The organism is Chryseobacterium sp. (assembly GCF_041914225.1).
Lineage (GTDB): Bacteria > Bacteroidota > Bacteroidia > Flavobacteriales > Weeksellaceae > Chryseobacterium.
In genome coordinates, this window is record NZ_JAYSDT010000051.1 from 1 (window position 1) to 25,703 (window position 25,703).

The 25,703-nt window shown below is 36.2% G+C and carries 26 protein-coding genes; 22 read left to right on the forward strand and 4 right to left on the reverse strand.

Annotation, left to right across the window (positions count from 1 at the left end):
• The 7 genes from secA to msrA form a co-directional block, all read left to right on the forward strand.
• Nucleotides 1–3,031 (forward strand): preprotein translocase subunit SecA (secA, locus tag ACE3RB_RS17000; RefSeq protein WP_374465310.1); only part of this gene is annotated, 3,031 nt, incomplete at its 5' end.
• A 151-nt stretch (nt 3,032–3,182) separates the two neighbouring features.
• A complete protein-coding gene (locus ACE3RB_RS17005; RefSeq protein WP_374465311.1) occupies nt 3,183–5,372 on the forward strand; it encodes a TonB-dependent siderophore receptor in 2,190 nt (729 codons plus the stop codon).
• Between the two features lie 41 nt (nt 5,373–5,413).
• Nucleotides 5,414–6,616: a PepSY-associated TM helix domain-containing protein gene (locus ACE3RB_RS17010; RefSeq protein ID WP_374465312.1), complete on the forward strand. Its 1,203-nt coding sequence runs from the start codon at nt 5,414–5,416 to the stop codon at nt 6,614–6,616.
• Nucleotides 6,616–8,730, forward strand: a complete 2,115-nt coding sequence (locus tag ACE3RB_RS17015) for a TonB-dependent receptor (protein WP_374465313.1) — start codon at nt 6,616–6,618, stop codon at nt 8,728–8,730. Before ACE3RB_RS17010 ends, ACE3RB_RS17015 begins: the two co-directional genes overlap by 1 nt.
• Before the next feature lie 50 nt (nt 8,731–8,780).
• Complete coding sequence (locus tag ACE3RB_RS17020) at nt 8,781–9,992, forward strand: PepSY-associated TM helix domain-containing protein (RefSeq protein ID WP_374465314.1); 1,212 nt, start codon at nt 8,781–8,783, stop codon at nt 9,990–9,992.
• Between the two features lie 79 nt (nt 9,993–10,071).
• Nucleotides 10,072–11,040 carry an ROK family protein gene (locus ACE3RB_RS17025; RefSeq protein WP_131436707.1) on the forward strand — a complete coding sequence of 323 codons (969 nt, stop codon included), beginning with the start codon at nt 10,072–10,074 and terminating at the stop codon, nt 11,038–11,040.
• Between the two features lie 270 nt (nt 11,041–11,310).
• On the forward strand, nt 11,311–11,865 hold the full coding sequence (gene msrA, locus ACE3RB_RS17030; protein ID WP_374465315.1) for a peptide-methionine (S)-S-oxide reductase MsrA: 555 nt from the start codon (nt 11,311–11,313) through the stop codon (nt 11,863–11,865).
• Between the two features lie 197 nt (nt 11,866–12,062).
• Here the strand turns inward: msrA and ACE3RB_RS17035 are convergent, their stop codons facing one another.
• The gene (locus ACE3RB_RS17035; protein ID WP_374465316.1) at nt 12,063–12,497 is read right to left on the reverse strand and encodes a hypothetical protein; all 435 of its coding nucleotides are present in this window, start codon (nt 12,495–12,497) and stop codon (nt 12,063–12,065) included.
• A 777-nt stretch (nt 12,498–13,274) separates the two neighbouring features.
• On the opposite strand from ACE3RB_RS17035, the gene ACE3RB_RS17040 reads away from it, so the two are divergent.
• The 14 genes from ACE3RB_RS17040 to ACE3RB_RS17105 all read left to right on the forward strand — a co-directional run bounded on the left by ACE3RB_RS17040 (nt 13,275) and on the right by ACE3RB_RS17105 (nt 22,915).
• Complete coding sequence (locus ACE3RB_RS17040; protein ID WP_374465317.1) at nt 13,275–13,454, forward strand: hypothetical protein; 180 nt, start codon at nt 13,275–13,277, stop codon at nt 13,452–13,454.
• A gap of 97 nt (nt 13,455–13,551) precedes the next feature.
• A complete protein-coding gene (locus ACE3RB_RS17045) occupies nt 13,552–15,186 on the forward strand; it encodes a sensor histidine kinase (RefSeq protein ID WP_374465318.1) in 1,635 nt (544 codons plus the stop codon).
• A 10-nt stretch (nt 15,187–15,196) separates the two neighbouring features.
• The gene (locus tag ACE3RB_RS17050) at nt 15,197–15,859 is read left to right on the forward strand and encodes a DUF5932 domain-containing protein (RefSeq protein WP_374465319.1); all 663 of its coding nucleotides are present in this window, start codon (nt 15,197–15,199) and stop codon (nt 15,857–15,859) included.
• A gap of 114 nt (nt 15,860–15,973) precedes the next feature.
• Nucleotides 15,974–16,639, forward strand: coding sequence for a response regulator (locus tag ACE3RB_RS17055; protein WP_374465320.1), 666 nt, complete (start codon nt 15,974–15,976; stop codon nt 16,637–16,639).
• Nucleotides 16,640–16,777: 138 nt separating this feature from the next.
• On the forward strand, nt 16,778–16,948 hold the full coding sequence (locus ACE3RB_RS17060) for a hypothetical protein (RefSeq protein WP_168802030.1): 171 nt from the start codon (nt 16,778–16,780) through the stop codon (nt 16,946–16,948).
• Nucleotides 16,949–17,016: 68 nt separating this feature from the next.
• Nucleotides 17,017–17,355 carry a YegP family protein gene (locus tag ACE3RB_RS17065; RefSeq protein WP_374465322.1) on the forward strand — a complete coding sequence of 113 codons (339 nt, stop codon included), beginning with the start codon at nt 17,017–17,019 and terminating at the stop codon, nt 17,353–17,355.
• Nucleotides 17,356–17,360: 5 nt separating this feature from the next.
• On the forward strand, nt 17,361–18,431 hold the full coding sequence (locus ACE3RB_RS17070) for a type I restriction endonuclease (RefSeq protein ID WP_374465323.1): 1,071 nt from the start codon (nt 17,361–17,363) through the stop codon (nt 18,429–18,431).
• Nucleotides 18,432–18,443: 12 nt separating this feature from the next.
• Nucleotides 18,444–18,968, forward strand: a complete 525-nt coding sequence (locus tag ACE3RB_RS17075) for an SH3 domain-containing protein (RefSeq protein ID WP_374465325.1) — start codon at nt 18,444–18,446, stop codon at nt 18,966–18,968.
• Between the two features lie 18 nt (nt 18,969–18,986).
• A complete protein-coding gene (locus ACE3RB_RS17080) occupies nt 18,987–19,613 on the forward strand; it encodes a PH domain-containing protein (protein ID WP_374465326.1) in 627 nt (208 codons plus the stop codon).
• 3 nt (nt 19,614–19,616) lie between these two features.
• Nucleotides 19,617–19,832: a TM2 domain-containing protein gene (locus tag ACE3RB_RS17085; protein ID WP_374465327.1), complete on the forward strand. Its 216-nt coding sequence runs from the start codon at nt 19,617–19,619 to the stop codon at nt 19,830–19,832.
• Nucleotides 19,833–19,842: 10 nt separating this feature from the next.
• Entirely contained in the window at nt 19,843–20,322 is a 480-nt protein-coding gene (locus ACE3RB_RS17090; RefSeq protein ID WP_374465328.1) for a DUF6804 family protein, read from the forward strand.
• Nucleotides 20,309–20,659, forward strand: a complete 351-nt coding sequence (locus tag ACE3RB_RS17095) for a hypothetical protein (RefSeq protein ID WP_374465329.1) — start codon at nt 20,309–20,311, stop codon at nt 20,657–20,659. The genes ACE3RB_RS17090 and ACE3RB_RS17095 overlap by 14 nt, the downstream gene beginning before the upstream one ends.
• Nucleotides 20,660–20,664: 5 nt before the next feature.
• On the forward strand, nt 20,665–22,005 hold the full coding sequence (locus ACE3RB_RS17100) for a beta-carotene 15,15'-monooxygenase (RefSeq protein WP_374465330.1): 1,341 nt from the start codon (nt 20,665–20,667) through the stop codon (nt 22,003–22,005).
• Between the two features lie 10 nt (nt 22,006–22,015).
• Complete coding sequence (locus ACE3RB_RS17105; RefSeq protein WP_374465332.1) at nt 22,016–22,915, forward strand: hypothetical protein; 900 nt, start codon at nt 22,016–22,018, stop codon at nt 22,913–22,915.
• Between the two features lie 63 nt (nt 22,916–22,978).
• Here ACE3RB_RS17105 and ACE3RB_RS17110 read toward each other — a convergent pair whose 3' ends face one another.
• The 3 genes from ACE3RB_RS17110 to ACE3RB_RS17120 all read right to left on the reverse strand — a co-directional run bounded on the left by ACE3RB_RS17110 (nt 22,979) and on the right by ACE3RB_RS17120 (nt 24,870).
• On the reverse strand, nt 22,979–23,428 hold the full coding sequence (locus tag ACE3RB_RS17110) for a GNAT family N-acetyltransferase (RefSeq protein ID WP_374465333.1): 450 nt from the start codon (nt 23,426–23,428) through the stop codon (nt 22,979–22,981).
• On the reverse strand, nt 23,421–24,044 hold the full coding sequence (gene yihA / locus ACE3RB_RS17115; protein ID WP_041461990.1) for a ribosome biogenesis GTP-binding protein YihA/YsxC: 624 nt from the start codon (nt 24,042–24,044) through the stop codon (nt 23,421–23,423). The genes ACE3RB_RS17110 and yihA overlap by 8 nt, the downstream gene beginning before the upstream one ends.
• Before the next feature lie 64 nt (nt 24,045–24,108).
• The gene (locus ACE3RB_RS17120; protein ID WP_002981887.1) at nt 24,109–24,870 is read right to left on the reverse strand and encodes an alpha/beta fold hydrolase; all 762 of its coding nucleotides are present in this window, start codon (nt 24,868–24,870) and stop codon (nt 24,109–24,111) included.
• Nucleotides 24,871–25,142: 272 nt separating this feature from the next.
• On the opposite strand from ACE3RB_RS17120, the gene mraZ reads away from it, so the two are divergent.
• A complete protein-coding gene (gene mraZ, locus ACE3RB_RS17125) occupies nt 25,143–25,601 on the forward strand; it encodes a division/cell wall cluster transcriptional repressor MraZ (protein ID WP_041461948.1) in 459 nt (152 codons plus the stop codon).
• Nucleotides 25,602–25,703: the final 102 nt, after the last annotated feature.

The following is a 25,703-nucleotide window of genomic DNA, read 5'->3' on the forward strand; positions in this document are numbered from 1 at the left end:
AAAAGCGCAGGACCTAAAAGAAGTAAAAAAAGTTGTAACAAAAATCAAGGCTGTAGAACCTACCATCCAGCAACTGACGGATGATGGGTTGAGACAAAAGACGGCTGAGTTTAAAGAGAATATAAAATCTGCAACCAGCAAGATCACAGCTCAAATAGAACAGATAAAAGAGCAGATAAAAAATTCAACAAATGTTGATGAGAAAGAAGCTCTTTTCTCAAAAATTGAGTCTCTAAAGAAAGAATCATACGAAATTGAAGAGAAAGTTCTGACTCAGATCCTTCCTGAAGCTTTTGCATTGGTAAAAGAAACAGCAAGAAGATGGGCTCAGAATGGAGAAATCCGTGTAACGGCAACTGACTGGGACAGAGAGCTGGCTGCTGCAGGGAAAGATTTCATCAGCATTCAGGGAGACACAGCTGTTTGGAAAAACTCATGGGATGCTGCCGGAACTCCTGTAGTTTGGGATATGGTCCACTATGATGTTCAGTTTATCGGAGGGGTTATTCTTCACAGCGGTAAAATTGCCGAGATGGCTACCGGTGAAGGTAAGACTTTGGTAGGAACATTACCTATTTATTTAAATTCACTTCCGGGAAGAGGGGTGCACGTTGTAACCGTGAACGATTACCTTGCGAAAAGAGACTCCGCATGGATGGGTCCTCTTTATCAGTTCCATGGAATGTCTATCGATTGTATCGATAACCACCAGCCGAACTCAGACGGAAGAAGAAAAGCATACAACTCAGATATTACTTACGGAACCAACAACGAATTCGGTTTCGATTACCTGAGAGACAACATGGTGACCTCACCTTCAGAACTGGTACAAAGAGAACTGAACTTTGCTATCGTGGATGAGGTGGACTCTGTATTGGTAGATGACGCCAGAACGCCATTGATTATTTCCGGTCCGGTTCCTCAGGGTGACAGACAGGAGTTTGACGTTCTTAAGCCTTCTATCGACAGAATCGTTGAAGTACAAAAGAAAACAGTTTCCACTATTTTCAATGAAGCGAAAAAATTAATCGCTGCCGGAAATACAAAGGAAGGTGGATTCAAATTGCTTCAGGCTTACAGAGGTCTTCCAAAAAACAGACAACTTATCAAATTTTTATCGGAAAGCGGAAACAGAGCATTGCTTCAGAAAGTGGAAGCGCAGTATATGCAGGACAACAACCGTGATATGCCGATCGTAGATAAAGATCTTTATTTCGTTATCGAAGAGAAAAACAATCAGGTAGACCTTACAGACAAAGGTGTTGAATACATGTCTCAAGGAAACTCTGATCCGAACTTCTTCGTACTTCCGGATATCGGAACTGAGATTGCTGAAGTAGAAGCTAAAAACTTATCCAAAGAAGAAGAGTTTGAAGCAAAAGAAAAACTTTTCGCTGAATTTGCTGAAAAATCTGAGCGTGTTCACACGATGAGCCAGCTGTTGAAAGCTTACACATTATTTGAAAAAGATGATGAGTATGTTGTAATTGATGGTGAAGTAAAAATCGTTGATGAGCAGACAGGTCGTATCATGGAAGGACGTCGTTATTCTGATGGTCTTCACCAGGCAATTGAAGCGAAAGAGAATGTAAAAATTGAGGCAGCAACCCAAACTTTTGCAACCATCACACTTCAGAACTATTTCCGTATGTACAACAAGCTTGCGGGAATGACCGGTACTGCTGAGACAGAGGCCGGAGAGCTTTGGGAGATCTACAAATTAGACGTTGTGGTAATTCCTACCAACCGCCCTATTCTGAGACATGACAAGCAGGATTTAGTTTACAAGACTAACAGAGAAAAATATAACGCCGTAATTGAAGAAGTAGAAAAATTAACAGCAGCAGGAAGACCTGTATTGGTGGGAACCACTTCGGTTGAAATTTCACAGTTGCTTTCAAAAGCACTTCAGTTAAGAAAAATTCCGCACCAGGTATTGAACGCGAAGCTTCACAAAAAAGAAGCAGAGATCGTTGCGGAAGCAGGACGTCCAGGAGTTGTAACCATTGCAACGAACATGGCGGGACGTGGTACCGATATTAAGCTTACCAAAGAAGTAAAACATGCAGGAGGTTTAGCAATCATTGGTACAGAAAGACACGATTCAAGACGTGTTGACAGACAGTTAAGAGGTAGAGCGGGACGTCAGGGAGATCCGGGAAGTTCTCAGTTCTATGTATCTCTTGAAGATAACTTGATGCGTTTGTTCGGTTCTGAAAGGATTGCTAAAATGATGGACAGAATGGGTCACAAAGAGGGAGAAGTAATTCAGCACTCTATGATCAGCAAGTCTATTGAAAGAGCTCAGAAAAAGGTAGAAGAAAATAACTTCGGAACCAGAAAGAGACTTCTTGAATACGACGATGTAATGAACAAGCAACGTGACGTTATCTATAAAAGAAGAAAGAATGCTCTTTTCGGAGACCACCTGAAATATGATATCACGAATATGATTTTCGATGTTGCCAATTCTATCGTTGCGAAAGGAAAGGCTTCAGGAAATTATAAAGATTTTGAATACGAAATTATTAAAACATTTACGATGGAATCTCCGGTTTCCCAAAATGACTTTAATAACAAAAACGTTCAGGATCTGACCAATATCCTATTCAAAGCAGCTCAGGAAGATTACAAAATGAAGCTGGACCTGTTGAAAGAAAAATCATTCCCAATTATTGAGAATGTATACCAGAATCAGGGTTCAATGTTCAAAATGATCCAGGTTCCTTTCACAGACGGACACAAAACAATGACTATTGTAGCTGATCTTAAAGAAGCTTACGAAACGCACTGTGAAAGTCTGGTGAACGATTTCGAAAAGAATATCACTTTATCAATTATTGATGAAAACTGGAAGCTTCACCTTCGTGAGATGGACGATTTAAGAAGATCATCACAGGGAGCAGTATATGAGCAGAAAGATCCGCTTGTAATCTATAAGCAGGAGTCTTTCCACCTATTCAGTGAAATGATCGATAAATTAAACAAAGAAATTATTTCATTCTTATACAAAGGAGAAATTCCTTCTTAAGAAAAATTTAAAAATAATATTTAAAAACCGCTATGGCATTGACCATAGCGGTTTTTTGTTATTCAGTATATAATAATTTTATGATAAATATCAATCTTATTATTTATTTAGAACAGTTAAAAATAATATATTTGCAGAAAATTTTGCTTTCATGAAAAATGTACTGATCTGTGCTTCCGCACTAGGGACAATGATGGTTTCTGCCCAAAAAAAAGATTCATTAACCACAAAAAACATAGATGAAGTAGTTATCAATACATATGTCAAGAAAGACAGTGATTATTCCAATAAAATGCCTCTTAAAGCCATAGAGGATCCACAGGTATATTCTTCTATTGACAAGGGTGTTTTGGAAAATCAATTATTATTCACTGTAGATGATGCCTTCAGGAATGTTGCCGGCGCACAAAAAATGTGGAGTGCAACCAACAGATCCGGAGATGGAGGAATTTATCTTAACCTGAGAGGTTTCGTAGCAGGAAACTCTATCAGAAATGGCATGGTAGCTCCTATTACCACTTCCATGGATGCCATTAATATTGAAAGAATTGAAGTTTTAAAAGGACCTTCCGCAACGCTATTTGGAAGTAATGTAACTTCTTATGGTGGAGTTGTCAACAGAATTACCAAAAGGCCTTATGAAACTTTCGGAGGAGCAATATCCCTTGCAGGAGGAAGTTACAACTACTACAGGGTACAGGCGGATGTAAATACACCACTGACCAACGATAAGAAGTTATTATTCAGATTAAATACGGCTTATACAAATCAAGGTACTTTCCAGAGAACCAATGCAAAGAATTCATTCTATGCATTTACACCTTCCATCACTTACCGTCCTACCGATAATTTGGAAATCAATGCAGAGCTGGAAATGTTTGAAACCAATTCCTATCCTGAAACAGCATTTTTCTTTTATTTTCCAAGCTCACAACTTGGTGCAGACAGCATGGACAAAATGGAAAAACTTGGTTACAACTATAAACAGTCTTATACCGGGGAAGGTCTTAAAACTGTAGGTAAAGCAAGAAATTTCTTTGGGCAGGTTAACTATAAGATTAATGACCATATTAAATCTTCCACTAATGTAAGTACTTCTTATTCTTACTCTGACGGATTTAGCCCATATTTTTATTTCGCCCCAAATCCTACAAATAGTTCTGAAGTTGGAATAGCGAGAGCCGATCAGTCAACTAAAGACAGTAAAAGAACTTATTTCCAGCTTCAGCAGAATTTTAATTTTGATTTCAATATTGGAAGTATAAGAAACAGAACTGTAGCTGGTTTCGATTATATGAGATTAAATGACAACCAATACTTTATGTTCACCAATTTTGACTGGGTTCCTTTTAAAGGTACAGACTATTCTAATATGAATAGCCAGACATTGGGAGCCATGTATGATAATCTGAGAAACCAGCCTGATTTTGAAAAAAATAACACCTATATCAGTACAGGGAAAAAAGATGTTTACAGTGGATACATTTCCAATGTAATAACTCCTATAACAGGGCTTAATATCCTTACCTCTTTGCGATATGAAAGTGTAGACTTTAAAGGAGGCCAAACGGGGCAAAATGTAACTGCAGCATATACCCAGGGAGCATGGTCTCCGAAACTGGGAATTGTTTATCAGATTGTTCAGGATAAAGTATCTGTATTTGGAAATTATCAAAATAGTTTCACAAGCAACGGATATTATGTTTCCGATGCAAACTCTAATGTAACCCTTTCTGATCCTGAACGAGCTAATCAGTTCGAAGGTGGATTTAAAGCCAGTCTTATCAAAGGAAGAATCAGTACAACATTAAGTTATTACAATATCAAAGTAAAAAATACACTTCTGAATGCTGGATATACTGATCAAGGGAGAGCAATTCAAAGACAGGCAGGCTCCCTAACGAGTCAGGGAGTTGAATTGGAAGCAAATGCTTATCTGATCAAAGGATTCTCTGTAATTGCCGGTGTAAGCTATAATGATATGAAATATACGGAAGCGGATGAAACTGTAATTGGAAGAAGGCCTGCTACAGCTTCTTCTCCGTGGCTGGTTAATTTCAATGCGAGCTACCAGTTCCTTGATGGAAAATTAAAAGGACTTGGATTTGGTGTGGGTGGAAATTATGCCAGCGATAATAAGATCGTCAACTCAACCACAATGGGAACTTTCATACTTCCAAAATATCTGGTACTGAATGCTAATGCCTTTTATGATACAAAAAAATTCAGAATCGGAGTGAAGGTAGACAATTTTACCAACGAACATTACTGGAGCGGATATACAACAGCCAATGCACAAGCTCTTGCCAACGTATTAGGAAGCTTCACTTATAAATTTTAAAAAATTCAAAGGTTAGCCCCTCATGGGGTTAACTTTTTGCTATGAGAAAAAAGCATCATCATAAAAAGAAGGTTTCTTCAACAAAAAAATGGTCCGCAAAGCTGCATTTGTGGCTGGGCTTGTCTGTTGGATTCATTGTATTTATAGTCTCTCTTTCAGGGACTTTATATGTTTTTAAGGATGAAATACAGGATAGCTTACGTAAAGAAGCTATATATCTTAAAAAAGAAGATGTAGGGACAAAACCTTTGCCCATCAATCTGCTTCGTGAAAAAATATCGCTGGAGCTTAATGAAAAGTATCCCGTAAGTGCTGTAGAAATCTCTTTGGATAAAAGCAAATCCTATCAGTTCCAGTACTATGAAAAAAGCAAAAAAGGATGGAACTATTTTCAGCAGGTACTCATCAATAAGCAAGTCTATGTGAACCAATATACAGGGCAAATCCTTGCTGTTTATGATGAAAAATATGATGTATTCAGTATTTTGAAATATATCCACTGGGGACTTTTACTCAATTCTGAATGGGGGCCGTACACTGTAGGAATCCCAACCGTTATTTTTATGATTATGCTGATTACAGGAATCATTTTATGGTGGCCTAAAAATAAAAATGCAAGAAAAGGACGTTTTTGGTTCAATTGGGAAAACGTAAAAACCTGGAAGCGTAAGAACTATGATCTTCACAATGTGCTTGGATTCTATGCATCATTTATTGCACTGCTTTTAAGTGTTACCGGGCTCTATTTTGCTTATCCTTACGTGAAAAATACATTCACATTTGCCTTGTCCGGATCTTGGGAACTTCCAAAGGAAAAAGAAAGAAAATCCCCGGATTCCCTGATGACTAAGAACGAAGCTGTTTTTGATCTGGCTGCGGCACAGACTGAAAAATTATACACTAAATCATCAAGCTTCAGAATCACATTAAACGGAAAGAATAAAAAAGGAAAAGAGCTGAAGAGTCTTCCGGTAACGGTTTACGGAATGGACGGAAGATACAGTGAAAGAAACATCCTGACATTCGACAAATATTCAGGTAAACTACTTGCCAACAAACCTCATCACAATCTCAATACTGCCGAGAAATACTCCAACGCTAATTATGACATCCATACCGGATCCTATTTCGGAATTATTGGAAAAATCATCTGGTTTATGGCCGGCCTTACGTGTACGTCACTCCCTGTAACCGGATTCCTGGTTTGGTGGGGAAAAAGAAAGAAAAAAGGAAAGAAAATATAATGAAAAAAGTGCTTTTATCAGCTGCCTGCTTAGGAACTACTACCATTTTTGCCCAGGTAAAAGACAGTTTACAAACTAAAAATGTAGACGAGGTGGTAATGACTGCTTCCAGAAAAAAGGAAAACATCAAAGAAGTTCCAAGCTCTATCACAATTGTCGGTGAAAAGCAGATTCAGTCTCAGCTGACTGTTAACTCAGATATTACAAGCATCCTGCAGTACACCGTTCCGAGTTTGGGAACCAATTCAGGACAGACTTCCAATACAGGACAGACGTTAAGAGGACGCCAGGTCCTGGTTTTGATTGATGGGATTCCGCAGTCTACTCCACTTCGTAACGGGGCCAGAGACTTAAGAACTATTGACCCTTCTGCTATTGAAAGAATTGAGGTGATCAAAGGAGCTTCTTCTATCTATGGAAACGGGGCAGACGGAGGGATCATCAATTATATTACGAAAAGAAACAAAACAGATAAAAAAATCTCCGGAATTTCACAAATTGGTTTTACCGGACAGCCTTATGGCGGCACTTTAGGAGTAAGAGCCAGCCAGCTTTTAACAGGAAAGATCAACAAATTTGATTATACCCTTTCATTAGCTTATGAAAGAACCGGATATACGAAAGACGGAGATGGTGTTTTAATAAGCCCGACTTACAGCATTGCCAAGATGGACAATTACAATGGATTGCTGAAAATAGGGTATGATATCAACGAGAATCAAAGAATTGAAGTTTCTTATATCGGATATTCTTCAAGATCAGATCTGAACGTAGGCTTAAAAACAGGAAAATACGGCATTACGCCTACCATTGGTGAAGGAATTGGGAAAGGTTTGGAAACAACCCCTCAGGGAACTCCGAAGAACCACAACATCAGAGTGAGCTATGACAATAAGAATTTGTTTGCCGGAACTTCTTTAAATGTGAATCTTTATTACCAGGATTTTAAAACCGTTTACGGCTACAGTGACACCTTTTTCAATGGCGGACAATCTAATGTAATCTCCAAAAAAGCAGGGGCAAGATTTAATTTTGACACCCAGCTGTGGAACTCAGGCAACTCTCAGGGAGAAATTATCTACGGGGCTGATATTCTGAATGATGAAACTGTACAAAAGCTGGAAGACGGACGCTTCTGGACTCCTAATATGAGCATGACCAATATTGCTCCTTTTGTATTGGCAAAAATTGATCTGTTTAAAAAGTTCACCATCAAAGGAGGACTTCGCTACGAAAACATCAGAGTAAATGTTGATGACTTCAATACCCTTTCTACCCTTAAAAGTGACGGAACTTTCACCAAAAGCATTCCCGTGGCCGGCGGAAAACTGAATTACAATGCTCTGGTAGGAAATATTGGTATCCGTTACAATATTGAACCTTATATCAACCTTTTCGGAAGCTTTTCTCAGGCCTACTCTATCAATGAGCTGGGAAGAATCTTAAGGACCTCAACTTCTGAAACGATTAAAAACCTGGAAACAAAACCAATCATCGTTAATAATTACGAATTGGGTGCTACAGGACAGCTTTCCAGTTGGCTGAATTATGAATTAACGTCTTATGTAAGTACATCAAAATTGGGAGCCTCATTTGTACAGAGTCCGGACAGAGCATTAATGATCCAGCGGTCTCCTGAAATTGTGTATGGTGTTGAAGGATTTTTACACTTTACCCCAGTGAAATGGATCCAGTTTGGCGGAAGCTATAGCTGGATGGAAGGAATTACTTCTGTAAAAGATGACGGAGATTATTCGACAAAAATCAACAACAGCAGAATTTCTGCGCCTAAGGTTTTAGCATATGTTCAGGCCAGACCTGTTCCGGCTTTGTCCGTTGGGCTTGATATGCTGCATTCTTTTCAGCAAAACAGATTCGAGCCTAATGCCAAGACGGGATTATATGCGTATGGTGAAGGATATGTACCTGAGTATACTGTTTTCAATTTCAAATCAAGTTATGAGGTTAATAACAATTGGAGATTATCATTAGGAATTGAAAACCTTTTCAATAAACTGTACCAGCCAGCTATTTCATGGTGGACCGCAAGAGACAGTGATTTTACCAATGCTCTGGGATTGAGAGGAACATTCATGGTTGAATACAGATTTTAATTAAACTAAATAAAGAGTAAGGCTTATATTTGCTTTACTTTTATTGCGATATGAAGAAAAAACATCATCATAAAAAGAAACCGGGATTCATTAAAAAATGGTCTGCAAAACTTCATCTCTGGTTTGGATTGGGTATAGGTTTCCTGATCTTTATTATCTCTATTACCGGAGCCTTATATGTTTTCAAGGATGAAGTGGAAAATATCACCCGAAAAGATGTCATCTACCATCATGAGCAGAATATTGAACAGAAGCAGGTACTTCCTATCCGGGTAATGGAAAAGGCTGTCGCGGAACAGGTAAAAGAGAAATATCCGATCCATTGGGTAAATGTTCCTATCGATAAAAAGATGTCCTATATGTTCTTCTGGTATGAACACAATACAGATGCCTGGAATTATTTTGATGAATTTCCTATCTATAAACAGGCTTATGTAAACCCATATACCGGAAAAGTACTGAGAGTGTATGATGAAAAAAACGGATTCTTCAATATTGTAAAAATGATCCACTGGAGCTATCTTCTGAAACAGGACTGGGGAACGTATGTGGTGGGAATTCCGGTTATTATCTTTATCATCATGTTGATTTCCGGAATCATTCTTTGGTGGCCTAAAAATAAAGCAGCCAGAAAACAGCGTTTTGCTTTCAAATGGAAAAATATCAAAAGCTGGAAACGAAAGAACTATGACCTTCATAATGTATTAGGGTTTTATGCCTCTATCTTTGCTTTAATCTTTTCCATTACAGGGCTTTTCTATGCATTCTTTGTTGTTCAGGCGATGATTTATGTGATCTTTTCCGGTGGAGAAACCAAGTATCCTGACTTCTCCCATATCAGGACAAAGGCCCCCATTGAACTGAGAACTGAAGGAACGCTTGATAAAATTATTAATACTGTACAGACAAAATATCCCGATGCCTATGGTTTTGCTATAGATCTGGGGCATCCTCACATGGATGATCATGAGCATCCTAACTTTGAAGTGTATGTGAAACACCTCTCCTATTCTTATCATAAAAGCAGCAGCTTAATCTTTGATGAAAATTCAGGGGAACTTCTCCATACTCATGATCCGAAGGATAAAAACTTTGGAGAGAAGGTGGTAAATGCCAATTATGACATTCACGTAGGAGCTATTTTGGGACTTCCAACCAAGATTATTGCTTTTATTGTAAGCCTTATCTGTGCTTCCCTTCCGGTTACCGGATTTATGATCTGGTGGGGTAGAAAAAAGAAAAAATCAATAAAAACAGCATAAAGAATTAAATAAAACCCAGTTAATAATCCATTAATACAATCTTTTTTATAATTTTAGCCCTTAGAATTTAATCATAGAAATGTCATTAATAGATTTATCAAAACAAGTTGCCCTTGGAGTTGACATCGGCGGAACCAATACTAAATTCGGAATCGTAAACCACCGTGGAGAAGTTCTGGATAAAGGAAACCTGAGAACCGATGCTTATGACAAAGTTGAGGATTTCATCGATGCTTTATATGAACATGTTCATCCTATGATGGAAAAACATGGTGCTGAAAAGCATTTTGACGGAATCGGGGTAGGAGCACCCAATGCCAACTATTACAAAGGAACCATTGAACTGGCTCCTAACCTTCCCTGGAAAGGTGTAATTCCTTTTGCTGAGCTGATGAAAGCCAAGTTCGGTCTTCCATGTACGGTAACCAATGATGCCAATGCTGCAGCCCTTGGAGAAATGCTCTTCGGAGCGGCCAGAGGAATGAAGGATTTTATCATGATTACACTGGGAACGGGAGTAGGAAGCGGAATCATTGCCAACGGAAGCTTAATCTATGGACATGACGGGTTTGCCGGAGAATTAGGACATACAATAGTGAAACCCGGCGGTAGAAAGCACTGGAGCACAGGTTCTGAAGGAAGTCTGGAGGCTTATGCTTCTGCAACAGGAATCACAATAACAGCAAAGAAAATGAGAGCAGAGTTCCCGGAATCTATGCTGAATCAATATCCTGAAGATGCCATCAATTCTAAAACAGTATATGAATGTGCTATCAAAGAAGACCCAATTGCTATTGAGGTTTTCCGATATACGGGTCAGAAGCTGGGAGAGGCATTAGCTAATTTTGTTATGTTCTCTTCACCTGAAGCTATTCTTTTATTTGGCGGGGTGATTAAAGCAGGAGATTTTATTTTAAAGCCTGCTAAGCTTCATATGGAAAGAAACCTTCTTCCTATCTTCAGAAATAAGGTAAAACTGGTATTCAGTGAGCTTGACGAGGCTGATGCTGCCATTCTTGGAGCAAGTGCTTTGGTTTGGGAAAAATAACTGAACATCATTAAATATAAAAGCATCCTTTTAGGGTGCTTTTTGTTTTTTCCGCAAATTTCACAGATTTTTGCAGATGATCGGGTTATATTTCCTTGTGGCTATTTGTGAAAAACATTTGTGTTATTTGTGTTTAGAAATCATTTGTCATATCTATCATTACAATTTAAGTTTAAGACTTAAAATCGTGTTCAAATGAAAAAGTTTTTCCTATTTTTGATCAGCTTTTTCCGGATAAAGGAGAGAAATAAAACAATATAATTACCAACAATGGACAACAATAATTTAGAACAGATTACTTTCGGGGGTGGATGCTTCTGGTGTGTAGAAAGCTGTTTCAATATGCTGAAAGGAGTACAGTCTGCTATTTCAGGATATTCGGGAGGTCATAAGGATAATCCGACTTATCAGGAGGTATGTACAGGTGAAACCGGACATGCAGAAGTGGTACAGATTACTTATGATCCGGCTGTTATTTCCTACGAACAGTTAATGGATGTATTTTTCTTCCTTCATGATCCCACTCAACTGAACAGACAGGGAAATGACATCGGAACCCAATATCGTTCTGTGATTTACTATAAAGATGATGCAGAGAAGGCAAAAGCCGAAGAAGCTATTAAAGTATCTCAGGAATCAGGAAGATGGGCTGGTACTTATGTAACGGAATTAACGAAATTCGACAAATTCTGGCCGGCCGAACAATATCATCAGGGATATTACAATGAAAACCCTACACAGCCTTATTGCAGCGCTGTAGTAGGGCCTAAAATACAGAAGTTTAAAAAGCATTTCGGCGGAATGGGAATGCTGAATGCAGAGTAAAATCTTACATTTTAAGTTTTGGCTAAAGCCAAATTTGATGATATGAATTCAGTTAAAACGGACTAAAGTCCGTTCCTATTGATATTTAATATTATCATGAAAATGGAATCTTGACATTTATAAGCTAATATAAAATATAGAAGCGAAGAGAAAATCTCTTCGCTTTTTTGTTTACCATAAAATGAGTGAGGACTTGCTTATTCTTCTAATGTTGCATTTCGCCCTGCATAATTTTCCAATATTCTTTCTGAAACGCCTTTTAATGTCTTTTCATTCTCAGGATGTTTTCCAAAACTTGTAAAGAATTCTACATGATTTTTACTTTTATTATACCATACTTTTCCTAAGGAATTTGCAACAGTCAATGTGTCTGGTCTCATAATTTTCTTGAAATACTTAAACATATATTCATTCATTGGAACCACCTCTACTTGAGAACCTAGAGAACTGCTATCCGTTGCCATATATCTATCTTTATCCCAATACATGTAGGCTTTATTAATTGCAGAAGACTCCCAGCCAGAAATAATACCAAAAGATTTAGAATTTTTACCATTAGAGAAAACAACACCTCCAGTAACAAGAAATAGGACAAAAGTCATTTCTAAAATACCTAACCCATTTTTTCTCATAAAATCTGGTAATAAAAGAGTTGGCGTTACAGTGATAATTATTTGTTAAATTTTATCTGATAGATCTTTGAAACTCATCGTAAACGTAGTTCTTCCGTCTCCCTCTATGTTTACTCTATTGCAAAAATCATCAAAATCATCATATCCTACGTACTTACTTAAATAATCTAAAGCAAGACCATCAATATTATAATCTTTATTTTTTTTACCATGCTCTTATAATATCTAACATACGATCTTTCATCTCTTAAAAAACCATATCGCTCTTCAAATAGAGAACTTAAGTAAATTGAAATAGAATTGTCGCTTGCATTAGGAAGTTCATTTCTTGCAGTTTCAAACACGGTTCTCATTAAAAATCTTTTCTTCTCATACATAATTTTTCAGGTATTAATTATTTGCTGTCCAAATTAGACAAAAACAAGATGCAAAAATTGCGGTTTTCCGTAAAAATCAAACACTTACATCGCACCTTACTGTCCATCGTCTGTCTGAATATTTGAGCTTATATACAAGATATTTGTAAAAGAAATCAGGGACAAAAAAATAACATTAAAAATCTAAAACCCTGATTTCAAAATCACCAGATAAAACGGAGGAAAACTCCGGATTGGGAAGCAGATGTTTCTCCTCCGTTTTTGAAGGTTCACTTCCCTAAAAAATTAAGAAGCGCTTCGAAATTTTAATTGTGTACAGCCTGAGATAAATACATCTCAGGAGGAAGAAAAACAGTCAAAAAACTTCTAAAATTTTACGGAAATGATCGAGATTATATTGATGCTATTAGGTTTAGCATTCTCAAACAATAATGCCAATACAACAACTGCAAATGATAGCAACCCAACTACTGAAACTACTCAAACTCAAAGTGGGGCTACGGATCCTGGAGGATCTACTGGGGAAAGTGGGGGAAGCGATACGGGAGGAGAAACAACTCAAACTCCACCAAAAAAATAGTTATTTGGAAAAGATTAAATCCCTTAATTAATAAACTCAATAAGAACAGGCATTATGATGTCTGTTCTTTTTTTTAAATTTATGCTAAAACTTTTCCATGAAAAAAATTTTAACTATTCTTCTATTGATGCTTTTATTCTCTTGCCAAAAAAGTAAAATGGCAATAAAGCCTAACTTATTCTATGACAAAGCATATGAGTTAAATAGCAAAGGAAAAACCGATAGCGCATATGTATACTATGATAAAGCCGAGGATGTCTTTAGACTTCATAAAGATAGCATAGGAATGGGAAAATGCATTGTTAATAAAGCAATTATTTTAACCGAAAAAGGAGATTATTATGCTGGTCAGGAATTATCGCTTAAAGCACAGCAGTATTTTGACAAAAATAATAAGGATCAATATTCATATATCTGTGCAAATTATAACAACTTAGCTATAGCCAGCAATAACACAAAAGACTTCCCTAATGCTATAAAGTATTACGACTTAGCCATAAAATATGCTGATTCTGAAGAAAATAAACTTACTTATCAAAAGAATAAGGCCAATACTTATAAATATGAAAAGAAATACCCTGAAGCTATTAAAATTTATGAAAGCATTCTTCCTCAAATAAAAAACACTAATAAAAAACTATATGCAAGACTACTTTCAAACCTTGAAAATGTAAAATCTCTAAACAATCCGCATTATAACCCAGAACAGCAATTACTGCAAGCTATTGAAATTGAAAAAGAAATTGATGATAAATGGGCTCAAAATGCTGGATACGCACATCTCGCGGATTACTACATGACTAATGACAAAAAAAAGGCTTTACTATATGCTGAAAATATGTACCAAATAGCAAAGGAAATTAAAAGTCCAGCTGACCGCTTAGAGGCTTTACAAAAACTTGTTTTGTTAGATTCTGAAAAAAATACAGAAAATTTTCAAACATTTTTGTCCCTGAACGATAGTATTCAAAGAGAAAAAGATAAAAGTGACAGCAAATTTGCTTTCATCAGATTTGATGTAGAGAAAATTAAACGAGAAAATGTACAAAAGGATAATAATATTTTAAAACTTTTGATTGGAGTAGTTATATTAATTGTTGCAATCATATTCATTATAATTGGTTACAGAAGAAGACAATTAAAATTAAAACAAGAAAAAGAAATCGAGGTAAAAAACACGCAGCTCAAAATGTCAAAGAAAGTTCATGATGTGGTTGCCAATGGGATTTACCAGGTGATGACAAAGATTGAAAATCAGGAAGATTTTGACCGGGATAAAGCGCTTGACGAACTGGAATTTGTATATGAAAAATCCAGGGATATTTCCTATGATAAAATTGGAGAAGAAAAAGAGTTCAGCAAAGTCGTCTCAGAGCTTATTGCTTCTTTTAATAATGATACCGTAAAAACCTTTACCGCTGGAAACAGCCCTGCGATTTGGGAGTCCGTTTCTCCTACAGTAAAAGAGGAGGTTTACCAAATGGTCCGTGAGCTGATGGTGAATATGAAAAAGCACAGCCAGGCCAGTCATGTTGCGGTTAAATTTGAAAAAATAAACAATGTCGTTGAAATTCAATACAAAGACAATGGAATAGGAATTCCGGGAGACCTTGTGTATAAAAATGGCTTACGAAATACGGCATCCCGCATTGAAGCGATTAAAGGAACCATTACTTTTGACACGAAAATTGAAAAAGGGCTGAAGGTCAATCTTTCATTCCCTGTTTCCTAACCATCCAGCCATGTTCAAAAAAGTTTTAATCGTTGAAGATCAGGAAGTCATGAACCGGGGAGTCCTGAATACAATAAAAGAATTAAATATCCCTGATTTTGATTATGTAACCTATTGTGATGAAGCCCTAAGCAGAATCAGAACAGCTTTGGAAAGGAAAAATCCATATGATCTGCTTATTGCTGATCTGTCATTTGAAAAAGACCATATTCCCCAGAAACTTCGTTCCGGGCAGGAACTTATTCTTGAAGCAAAAAAAGTTCAGCCGGCTTTAAAAGTAGTGGTATTTTCTGTTGAAAAGAAAGCAAAAACAATTGACGACCTTTACAAAATCTATCAGATTGACGGGTTTGTAAGCAAGGCAAGGCGTGACGGACAAGATCTGAAAAGCACAATACGGAAAATCTTTAACGGAGAAAACGTAATTCCCCAGGAAGTTCTGAATACTATGCGTCATATTTCTTCAGAGTTTGATGCGTATGATATCAAATTGCTTGAGCTGTTAGCCAAAGGCTATAAACAAAGTGAAATAAGCACTTCTCTGAAACAACACAGAATGATCCCGCATGGCATCAGGTCTATCGAAAGGAGACTGAACGAACTCAGGGACAGTCTCGGCGCAAAAAATAATATTGAGATGATCGTCATCTGCAAAGATATTGGCCTCATCTGATCAGGTCTACTGAAATATCATTTTTTCGTCCCTTTACGTGAAACCGTAATGACGAAAAATTAAATGAATATACTTTTGAGGTCTTAACCATTTTTTTAATTAAACCGTATAACCATGTTCAAAAAAATTTTAATTGCCGAAGATCATGAAAGCATCAATATTTCTGTTCAGAAAACCCTTGAAGAGCTGAATATTCCCACCGTAGATTATGTGTATTACTGTGATGATGCTATTGGAAAAATTCAGAAAGCGTTACGGGAAGAATATCCTTATGACTTGTTGATTACAGATCTGTATTATGAAGAAGATCATCATGAGCAAAACCTTAAAAACGGAAAAGAACTCATCAGAAAAGCAAAAGAGATACAGCCTGATTTGAAAATCATTGTATTTTCGGCAGAACATAAAACGGGTGTAATAGAAAATCTTTTTTCAGATTATGAAATCAACGGATATATCCGTAAAGCCAGAAACGATTCAAAAGAACTGAAAAAGGCCATTGCATCTGTATATATCGGCGAAAACTATTTATCTTTTGATCTGAAGCAGGATATGAAAAAGTTCAACAGCTATGAGTTTTCTACATTTGATATCACCCTTGTCTCTCTCCTTTCTAAGGGAATCTTGCAAAAAAACATTCCTGCCCACCTCGAAGAAAGAAATATTAAACCCTCTAGCCTGAGCAGCGTTGAGAAGAGATTAAACAGTCTGAAGGAAGACCTTGAAATAAACAGCAATGAGCAGCTGGTAGCCTTCTGCAAGGACATCGGGATTATATAGTATACAATTCATCTTACATACAGCCTTTCAAATTTTTTGAAAGGTTTTTTTATTTTTTGCCCGTTTTACGGTTTTCCGTAATAGACTGAAATCTAATGCTCATATTTTTGGAATGTTAAACCAATAAAAATTTTTGCAATGGAAAGAAAACCATTAGGAACAAAAGCGAAGACAGGAGAAAATTGTCCTGAATCTGGAGTTTGGAAAGTCGTTGGAAATCCTTCTACAACAGCTCCAATTTCAAAAGGAAATAGAATGCCTCCTTATGATGGTAAAGCTGTTACTTGGGAATTAATTCAGTACGCTTAACAAGTCTTTATTTCCAGTGATTATTAACAAAAAATGGTCACTGGATTATCTAATAAATAAAATTAATCATGGGAAAATTCGTAATCACACAGAGAATCAACAAAGAGTATCAGTTCAATCTGAAAGCCGGAAACGGTGAAATTATTTTAACCAGTGAAGGGTATGTTCAGAAAGCATCCTGCCAGAAAGGCATTGAATCTGTAAAAGTCAATTCTCAGGATCTTTCAAGCTACGACAGAAGACTTTCAAAAAATGGAAAAGACTATTTCGTGTTAAAAGCTAGAAACGGTGAAATTATCGGGAACAGCCAGATGTACAGTACGAAATCCGGAATGGAGAATGGTATAGCGTCCGTAAAATCAAATGCTCCGGCAGCAGAAATCGTTGATGAAACTTTAAAAAATTAAAAACTATGGATCTTAAAATTAAACTTGAGCAGCTCCACCAGAAAGTAATAGGCCTTAAAGACCAGATCGGAACAGAAGAAGCCACTAAAAATGCTTTCGTAATGCCTTTCATACAAATCCTGGGCTATGATATTTTCAACCCTACGGAAGTGGTTCCGGAGCATGTCTGTGATATCGGAACAAAAAAAGGAGAAAAGGTAGATTATGTGATTAAAAATAATGACGAACCCATCTTCATCATTGAATGTAAGCATTGGAAAGAAAGCGCTGATGCTCACAATTCACAGCTTCACAGATATTATCATGTTTCCAAAACAAGATTCGGAGTTTTGACCAATGGAATTGTGTACAACTTTTATACAGATCTGGAAAAGCCCAATATTATGGATGAAAAACCGTTTTTCACCATCAATATTGAAGATTTAAAAGACAGTTCCATCAAAATTCTGGAAAGTTTCACCAAAAAAGATTATAATCTGGAAAGTATACTTGATTCTGCAGAAGCATTAAAGTATATCAAAGCCATCAGAAAGGAATTCGAAAAGGAAATTGAAAATCCATCTGATGAATTGGTGAAACTTCTGGTGAACCGTTTCTTTGAAAAACCTTTAACAGCCAACAGAATGATTTCTTTCAAAGAGTATGCTAAAAAAGCATTAACTACTTCTATTAATGAATCGATCAGTTTCCGGTTAAAGTCCGCATTGAGTATTAATGAACAGATAGAGAAAAAAGAAGATGATGTAAAATCATCACAGTCTATTGATCAAAATAATGATTCTAAAATTATCACCACAGAGGAGGAGCTGGAAGGATTTCAGATTGTAAAAGCAATTCTGAGAGAGAAAATTCCTTCTTCGAGAATTGCCTATCGGGATACTTTATCCTATTTCGGGATTTTATTGGATGATAACAACAGAAAGCCACTTTGCAGATTACACTTCAACACAACAAATAAATATCTGGAAACTTTCCACAACGGAAAAGAAGCTGGTGAAAAGATTTTATTGAATACCCTTGATGAGATCTATAATTACAGAGATCAGCTTCATCTGACGCTTGAAAATTATGCATAAAAATTACTCATCATGAAAAAACTAATCCCATTTATCATACTTACCTTCAGTACATTTATCTTAAATTCCTGTTTTAAAGCCAATGACAATATAGGACATGGCGGAAGGTGTACAGGTTCTGCTTATTGTACAGCTTGTTCTAACTGTTCAGGATGTGGACATTGTAGCAGTGGTGGAACCTGTGGCGCCTGCCGTGGTGGATCTTCAGGAAAAAGCTCTTCTTCAAGAATCCCCTCAAAAGGCAAGTCTAAAAAACATAAATCACCGAATTCCTACAGATCTTCAAAGCCCCATACCGGTAAACCTCCAAAAGTATTTATTGATAAGGTAAACATCAATCTTAATTCTAACAACAGATACATTGCAGGCATTGCAACAACAAATGTTTATGAGAAGCCCACTTTTAAATCTAAAGTAATAACAACAGTGTCTAAAGACACCAAATTAATACAGCTCTCAAAGGAAGGATCATGGTATAAAGTACAGGTGAAATCAAGTGGAAAAGTAGGATTTGTTTTCAATAAAGATGTAAAATAATCAAAAAAACAAAATAATATGAACTTAAAGAAATTTTTAAATGAAGAACAGGATCCTCAAGCTGTTGAAAAGCTTTTAGGAAGAATCAACAGTTTACTTACCTCACAAGAATTTGTAGAATATATAGCTGTTCAGAAGAAACCCGTGATCAATTTATCTCCTGATTGTATTGCTCTAACCAACAGAAGAATTATTTTCTGCAGGCCGAAAACCTTCGGTTTATCAATGGATTTTCAGGATTATAATTGGGTGGATATAGCTGACTGTCATATCAAAGAAGGAATTGTTGGCTCAACTTTTACAATGAGAACAACGAAAAACTATATCAATATGATGGATTATCTCCCTAAAAACCAAGCAAGAAAACTGTATCAGTTTGCACAGGAAGTAGAAGAAAGAATGCGGGGGGTAAGAAGAGAAAAAAATCTTGAAACATTAAGAGCTTCGGCAGGTGGCGTTACCGTAAATAATGCCACACCTATTATCACCCATCCTCAGCAGTTTGAACAGGAGAAAAAACCACTATTGATAGAAAATGAAGATCCTTTTGCCTTATTACAGAAGTTAAAAGACTTGAAAGAGAATGGAATAATTTCTCCTGAAGAATTTGAAATAAAAAAGAACGAAATCTTATCCAGAGTTTAAATTATGAAATCAAAATCTACCACCGCTCTACTCGCATTTTTCCTTGGAGGATTTGGCATCCACAGATTTTACTTAGGTCAAAATGTTATGGGAATACTTTATCTGGTTTTTTGTTGGACCTTTATTCCTGCTTTAATTGCATTATTTGATTTCTTCGTCTTTATTTTTATGTCTGAAAGCCGTTTTAATTATAAATACAATCTCAAAACAGGATTTTAAATAAACTTTTATGAAACCATTTCTCACCTTTTGTGCGTTATGTTGTTTCATCGGCATTTTCAGACTTCCCATAGAATATTATACTTTCCTCAGAATTCTTGTTTCTCTTGGAGCCTTATTGGTTTTATACAATACGTTGAGTTCCGGGCAGCACTATGTCAGTATAATTTTTCTGGTTATCCTAATTCTTTTCAATCCCGTTTTCCCTATTTATCTGTATCGGAAAAGCATTTGGATCCCGATAGATACGATAACAGGAGCTTTATTCTTACTCATTAACTTCATAGAAAGAAAAGAACTCACAAAAAAAGAAGACGAAACTGTCGAAGAAACCTCAGAGCACCCACCTCCTATACACCAAAGAACTGTTTCCAGAGACAGAATTATTAATCCCAAAAAACAAAACAAGAATAACCATCATGGAAAACAATCAAATAACAGAAAGCCTCAAAGCCCACTTTCTAAGACTCTATCAAATGGCAATCTGTGATGACGATTTCAGTGCATTAGAGCTGAAAATGCTTTATAAATGTGCAGAAGAAAGAGGGATTTCATCAAAAAATTTAGATGAGATCCTTTTAAATCCGATCAATTTAAAGTCATTGGTACCCCAAACGATCGAAGAAAAAGTAGATTATTTATATGATCTCACTGTCATGATCTGGGCTGATGGAATCGTTTCTCCGAATGAATACTCTGCCATGCAAAAATATGTTCTGATGTTCGGTTTTCTGGAAGAAAATACAACAGCTATTGTAGATTACCTCATTGAAGCCATAAAAATCGGCAAGAACAAAAGCGAAATTTTATATGAATTAAAAAACTAATCATCATGGATACCACCAGTATAAAAAACTTATTTAAACTAAAATCCGTTCCGATAGAACCTCAGCAGGAACAGCTTCCTAAAAGTGATGTCATTCCGGGTGATGAATCTTTCGAAGAAACCCGAAAAAGGACCTACCACGAAGCGGGCTACAGAGACAGCTCACGAACCAACGGAAATCACTCAACCCTATCTATATGTTTGGATGCCGTTTATTCAAAATTTCAGAATGAAGAAAAAGAAATGGTTGAAAAACAGAAAAATCTTAAAGAATCTTATGTAAACGAACAGAAAAACCGGGAAACTGAAATCAAAGCTTTATTCGTTTCACAGGAGACCAAAGAAGAACAATTACAAAGCAAGGGCAATGAAATTGAGAATCATCAGCATACCATTGAAACATTAAAAGCTGAGATACTTGATCTTCCCAGAAACCCGGAAAAATATAATATAAAAGCGACAAGAGGAGCTTCTGCAAAATTCTGGATCGGACTTTTTCTTTTGATTCCTATCACCTTATATTTAGGAACATTCTATATCTCTACTTCCTATTCGGCATTTTTTAAAAGTTTTGACGCAAAAAGTACAATTATCCAAAGTGTTTTAGATGCACAGGCTTTCAGCAAAGCATGGAACGAAGGAGTTATTGAAGGAGCATTTGTTACCTTGATTCCCTTTGTTTTCTTAGGATTGGGTTACTTGATTCACATGTTCTGGGAGAATAAAACGAGAGCCAACTATATCAAGCTTGGTTTATTATTTATCGTGACATTTATTTTCGACTGCATTTTAGCCTACGAAATTGAGTCAAAATTGTATGAATTAAACAAAACTTTTGAATCTCCACCCTTTGATATTAAAATTGCTTTTACCAAAATTCAGTTTTGGGGAATAATTTTCGCGGGATTCATTGTATACATTATTTGGGGATTGGTCTTTGACTTTGTAATGAAAGAACACCGTGAAAAAGATAAGATTAAAAATGAACAGGAAATAAGGCTGAAGAGAATTGAATTCTTTCAGGATAAAGTCAATATTTTAAAAAAAGAAATAGAAGAAATCCTTTCCAATATCGGAATGATAAAAGAAACTGTCATCAAAACCCGGGGCAGAATTGAAGAGCTCCAGAATATTATTGACGGCGTAATTATTCCCACCAAGGATTACAAACTGTATGCTTCGGAATATGTTCAGGGCTGGATCACTTTTATCGGTGAAAAAATAGCAGTATCAAGAACGGAAAAACAAACAATGATTGACGACTGTATTGCCACCTACAATACCAGTTTGGAAGCCGTAGGCGCTAATTCCGACAACCAAAATTTAGTGTATTTATCATCTTTATAACGCACAGATTATGAAAAAGATACTTCATTTATTATTGTTCATTTCTTTGGCTTCTTGCTGTAAAAACAAAGACGATGGAACAAACACTGGAAAAATAGATTCTGCTGTGGCTGACCCAAACAATATCAATGTCAGCATTTTGATTGATTTATCCGACAGAATTGATCCTAATACAAACCCAAATCCTACAATGGAATATTATCAACGGGACACAGAGTATATCAAAGCCATTGAAAAAGGATTTTTAAACCATATTAAATCAAAAAGAATCATCACCTATGACGATCAGATGCAGGTTTTCTTTAATCCGGAACCCTCAGACTCGAAAATGAATGTGCTTACCAAAGAATTAAAAGTTTCTTTCAATAAAGATACTCCAAGAAATTACTTTGATTCTGTTGATAAAAAATATTCTGAGTTACCTTTAAAAATTTATAATTCAGCAATTAAAGATGGAAAATATGTCGGGTCCGACATCTGGGAATTCTTTAAAAACAAAGTTAAAGATTACTGTATAAAAGATGATCGCAGAAACATCCTTTTCATATTAACCGACGGGTATATGTATTATCAAAACACGAAGTTTGAAGAAAAAAATGAAAATTCATACAGAACATCTTATTTAACAACCAAACTCATAAAAGCCAATAACCTGACAACATCCGGTTTTAAAGATACCATTGAAAAAAATGGCTATGGTTTTGTAAAAGCAAATGAAAATCTGAGTAACCTTGAGGTTATCGTTTTAGGAATTAACCCGGAAAAGGGAAATCCTTTCGAAGAAGCTGCTATTAAAGAATACTGGGAAAACTGGTTCAAAGAAATGAAAATTAAAAATTATCAGATTAAATCCGCAGATCTGCCTTCCAACTTGGAGCCCATTATCTTAAAAGCGATTTCAGGGAAATAAAAAAACACACTCACCATATTTAGCTATTAAAAAAAGCGAAGAATACATTTCCTCGCTTTTTCTTTATTTTCTTATCATTTCCGTATGCGGAATATCATCTTCCAGATATTTATTTCCTGTATCTTCAAATCCGAATCCGCTGTAAAATTTTAACAGATAATCCTGTGCTGAAATTCTGATTTCAGAAGTATGGAAACGGTTTTCTATGATTTCTACAGCATATTGTATAAGCTGTTTTCCAAGACTTTTTCCCCTTGCCAGTTCAGTGGTAAGAACTCTGCCAATAGAAGTTTCATCATACTTTATTCCTTTATCAAAAATACGGCAGTAGGCTAAAACCTGCCCGTCTTCTTCTGCCCAGATATGGACTGCTTTCTGGTCATAATTATCCAGATCAGGATAAGGGCAGTTCTGTTCAATAACGAAAACATCAATACGTGCTTTCAGTACGGCATACAGCTCCGGAACAGTAAACTCATCAAATGTTTTGATTTTCCAGACAATATTACTCATCGAAGCTTATATTATTATGGGTTAAAAACTCATTGGTCTTTTGAATAAAATCAAGAATCTTATCGCCACCTTCTTTCTTTTCTGCTGAGGTAATATACAACTCAGGAAGATCTTCCCACGTTTTATGAAGCTCAGCCTTATAGTCTTCAACATTTTTGATCACAGCATTCGGTTTCAGCTTGTCAGCTTTTGTAAACACAATTGAGAATGGTATTCCGCTTTCGCCACACCACTGGATAAATTCCAGATCAATTTTCTGTGGGGTATGTCTTACATCTACCAGAACAAAAAGATTCACCAGGTTTCTTCTGTTCAGAATATAATTGGTGATCAGTTTTTCAAAATCCTTTCGCTGTACTTTTGAAACCTTTGCATATCCATATCCTGGTAAATCGGTAAGATACCAGTTTTCATTCACTAAAAAATGATTAATCAGCTGGGTTTTTCCAGGTGTCTGTGATGTTTTGGCAAGATCTTTATGATTCATCATCGCATTGATGAGTGATGACTTTCCTACATTAGACCTTCCGATAAAAGCATACTCGGGAATATTGGGTTCAGGGCATTCCTGCCATTTTCCGCTACTCTTTACAAACTCTGCTGTCTTGATAATCATTTTTTGAATGTATTTTAGAAAAATAAACCATTAAGAAAAGCTCTTAATGGTCATTTATATGTTTTTAAACTTTATCTTTTATCCAGTTGTACAGGATTTCATTGAACTCATCCGGCTTTTCCATCATGGCAGCATGACCACATTTATCTATCCAGAACAAATCCGAATTAGGAATAAACTTATGCATATCTTCTGCTACTTCCGGCGGAGTTACATTATCCTGTTTACCCCAGATCAGACAGGTTGGTGTCATAATTTTCGGAAGATCATTCAGCATGTTATGTTTGATGGCGCTTCTCGCCAGCATTACTGTTTTTATTCCCTTCATTCTGTCATTTACCACTCCAAAAACTTCATCTACAAGGTCCTCCGTTGCAATCTTTGGATCATAGAAAACTTCTTCCGTTTTCTTTCTGATATAAGAACGGTCGTTCTTCCTTGGAAAGCTGTCCCCGAAAGTTCTTTCATACAATCCGGAGCTTCCTGTAAGAACAAGGTTTTTTACCAGATCAGGCCTTGCCAGAGTAAGAATAAGCCCTACATGGCCTCCCATTGAGTTTCCTACAATAGTTACAGGTCCTGAAATATGACTTTCTATAAACTTGATAATATATTTTGCGATAGTGGTAAGATTCGTATTGAGTACCGGCAGATCATAAATGGGTAACTGGGGCACATACACCTTAAACCCTTTTTCCGAAAAAAAATCTACCATTTTATCGAAATTACTCAAACCACCCATTAACCCGTGCAACAGCACTAATGGATGTCCTTCTCCTGCTTCTATATAGGAATATTTCTTTTCTTTTTTTGTACTAAATATCATAAAACGCCTTAATAAAGCCCTGCAAAAATACAAATTAAACCTCAAAAAAATTTTGATTATCCTAATTTAAGATAAAAATAATATAATATTCTCCTTTTTAACTTTTTTTTTCAAAACCGCTTTATTATGGCTTAAATAAGACTTTCAACAAGTCTCTTCATATCAACATTTTACATTATTGAAATTCAATCTTTAATAAAACTTATTAACATTGAGTCAAAAAGTGGGAAAAAGTGGGAAATTTTGGAAATTATTATATAAATTTGTCCCAAATGAAAAATTTCATTGGGACATATGAGTGTAAAATTGACGACAAAGGCCGCTTAAAAGTTCCTTCATCTTTAATCAAACAGATGGAAAACTTCGACGATAAGGCGTTTGTAGTCAAAAGATCTGTGTTCCAACCTTGTCTGGAAGTTTATCCTATGAATGCATGGGACAAGCTGATGGGCAAAATTAATAAACTGAACAGGTTCATAAAAAAGAATGCTGATTTCATACGAATGTTTACGGCAGGAGTAAAAACAGTGGAGCTGGATAATGCAGGACGATTACAGATATCGAAAGACCTTACGGTTTTCGCAAATCTTCAGAAAGACATTGTGATTACCAGTGCCGGAGAACTCTTTGAGATTTGGGATAAAGACGCTTATGAAAAGGTAATTGCTACCAACGAAGCTGATTTTGCAAGCCTTGCTGAAGATGTGATGGGTTCTTTCGATGAAGAATAACTGCAGAGATTATTAATTGATAGTATTAAATAAAAAACACAATTAAGCATGTATCATAACCCCGTTTTGTTGAAGCAGAGTGTTGATGATTTGGTGACGAAT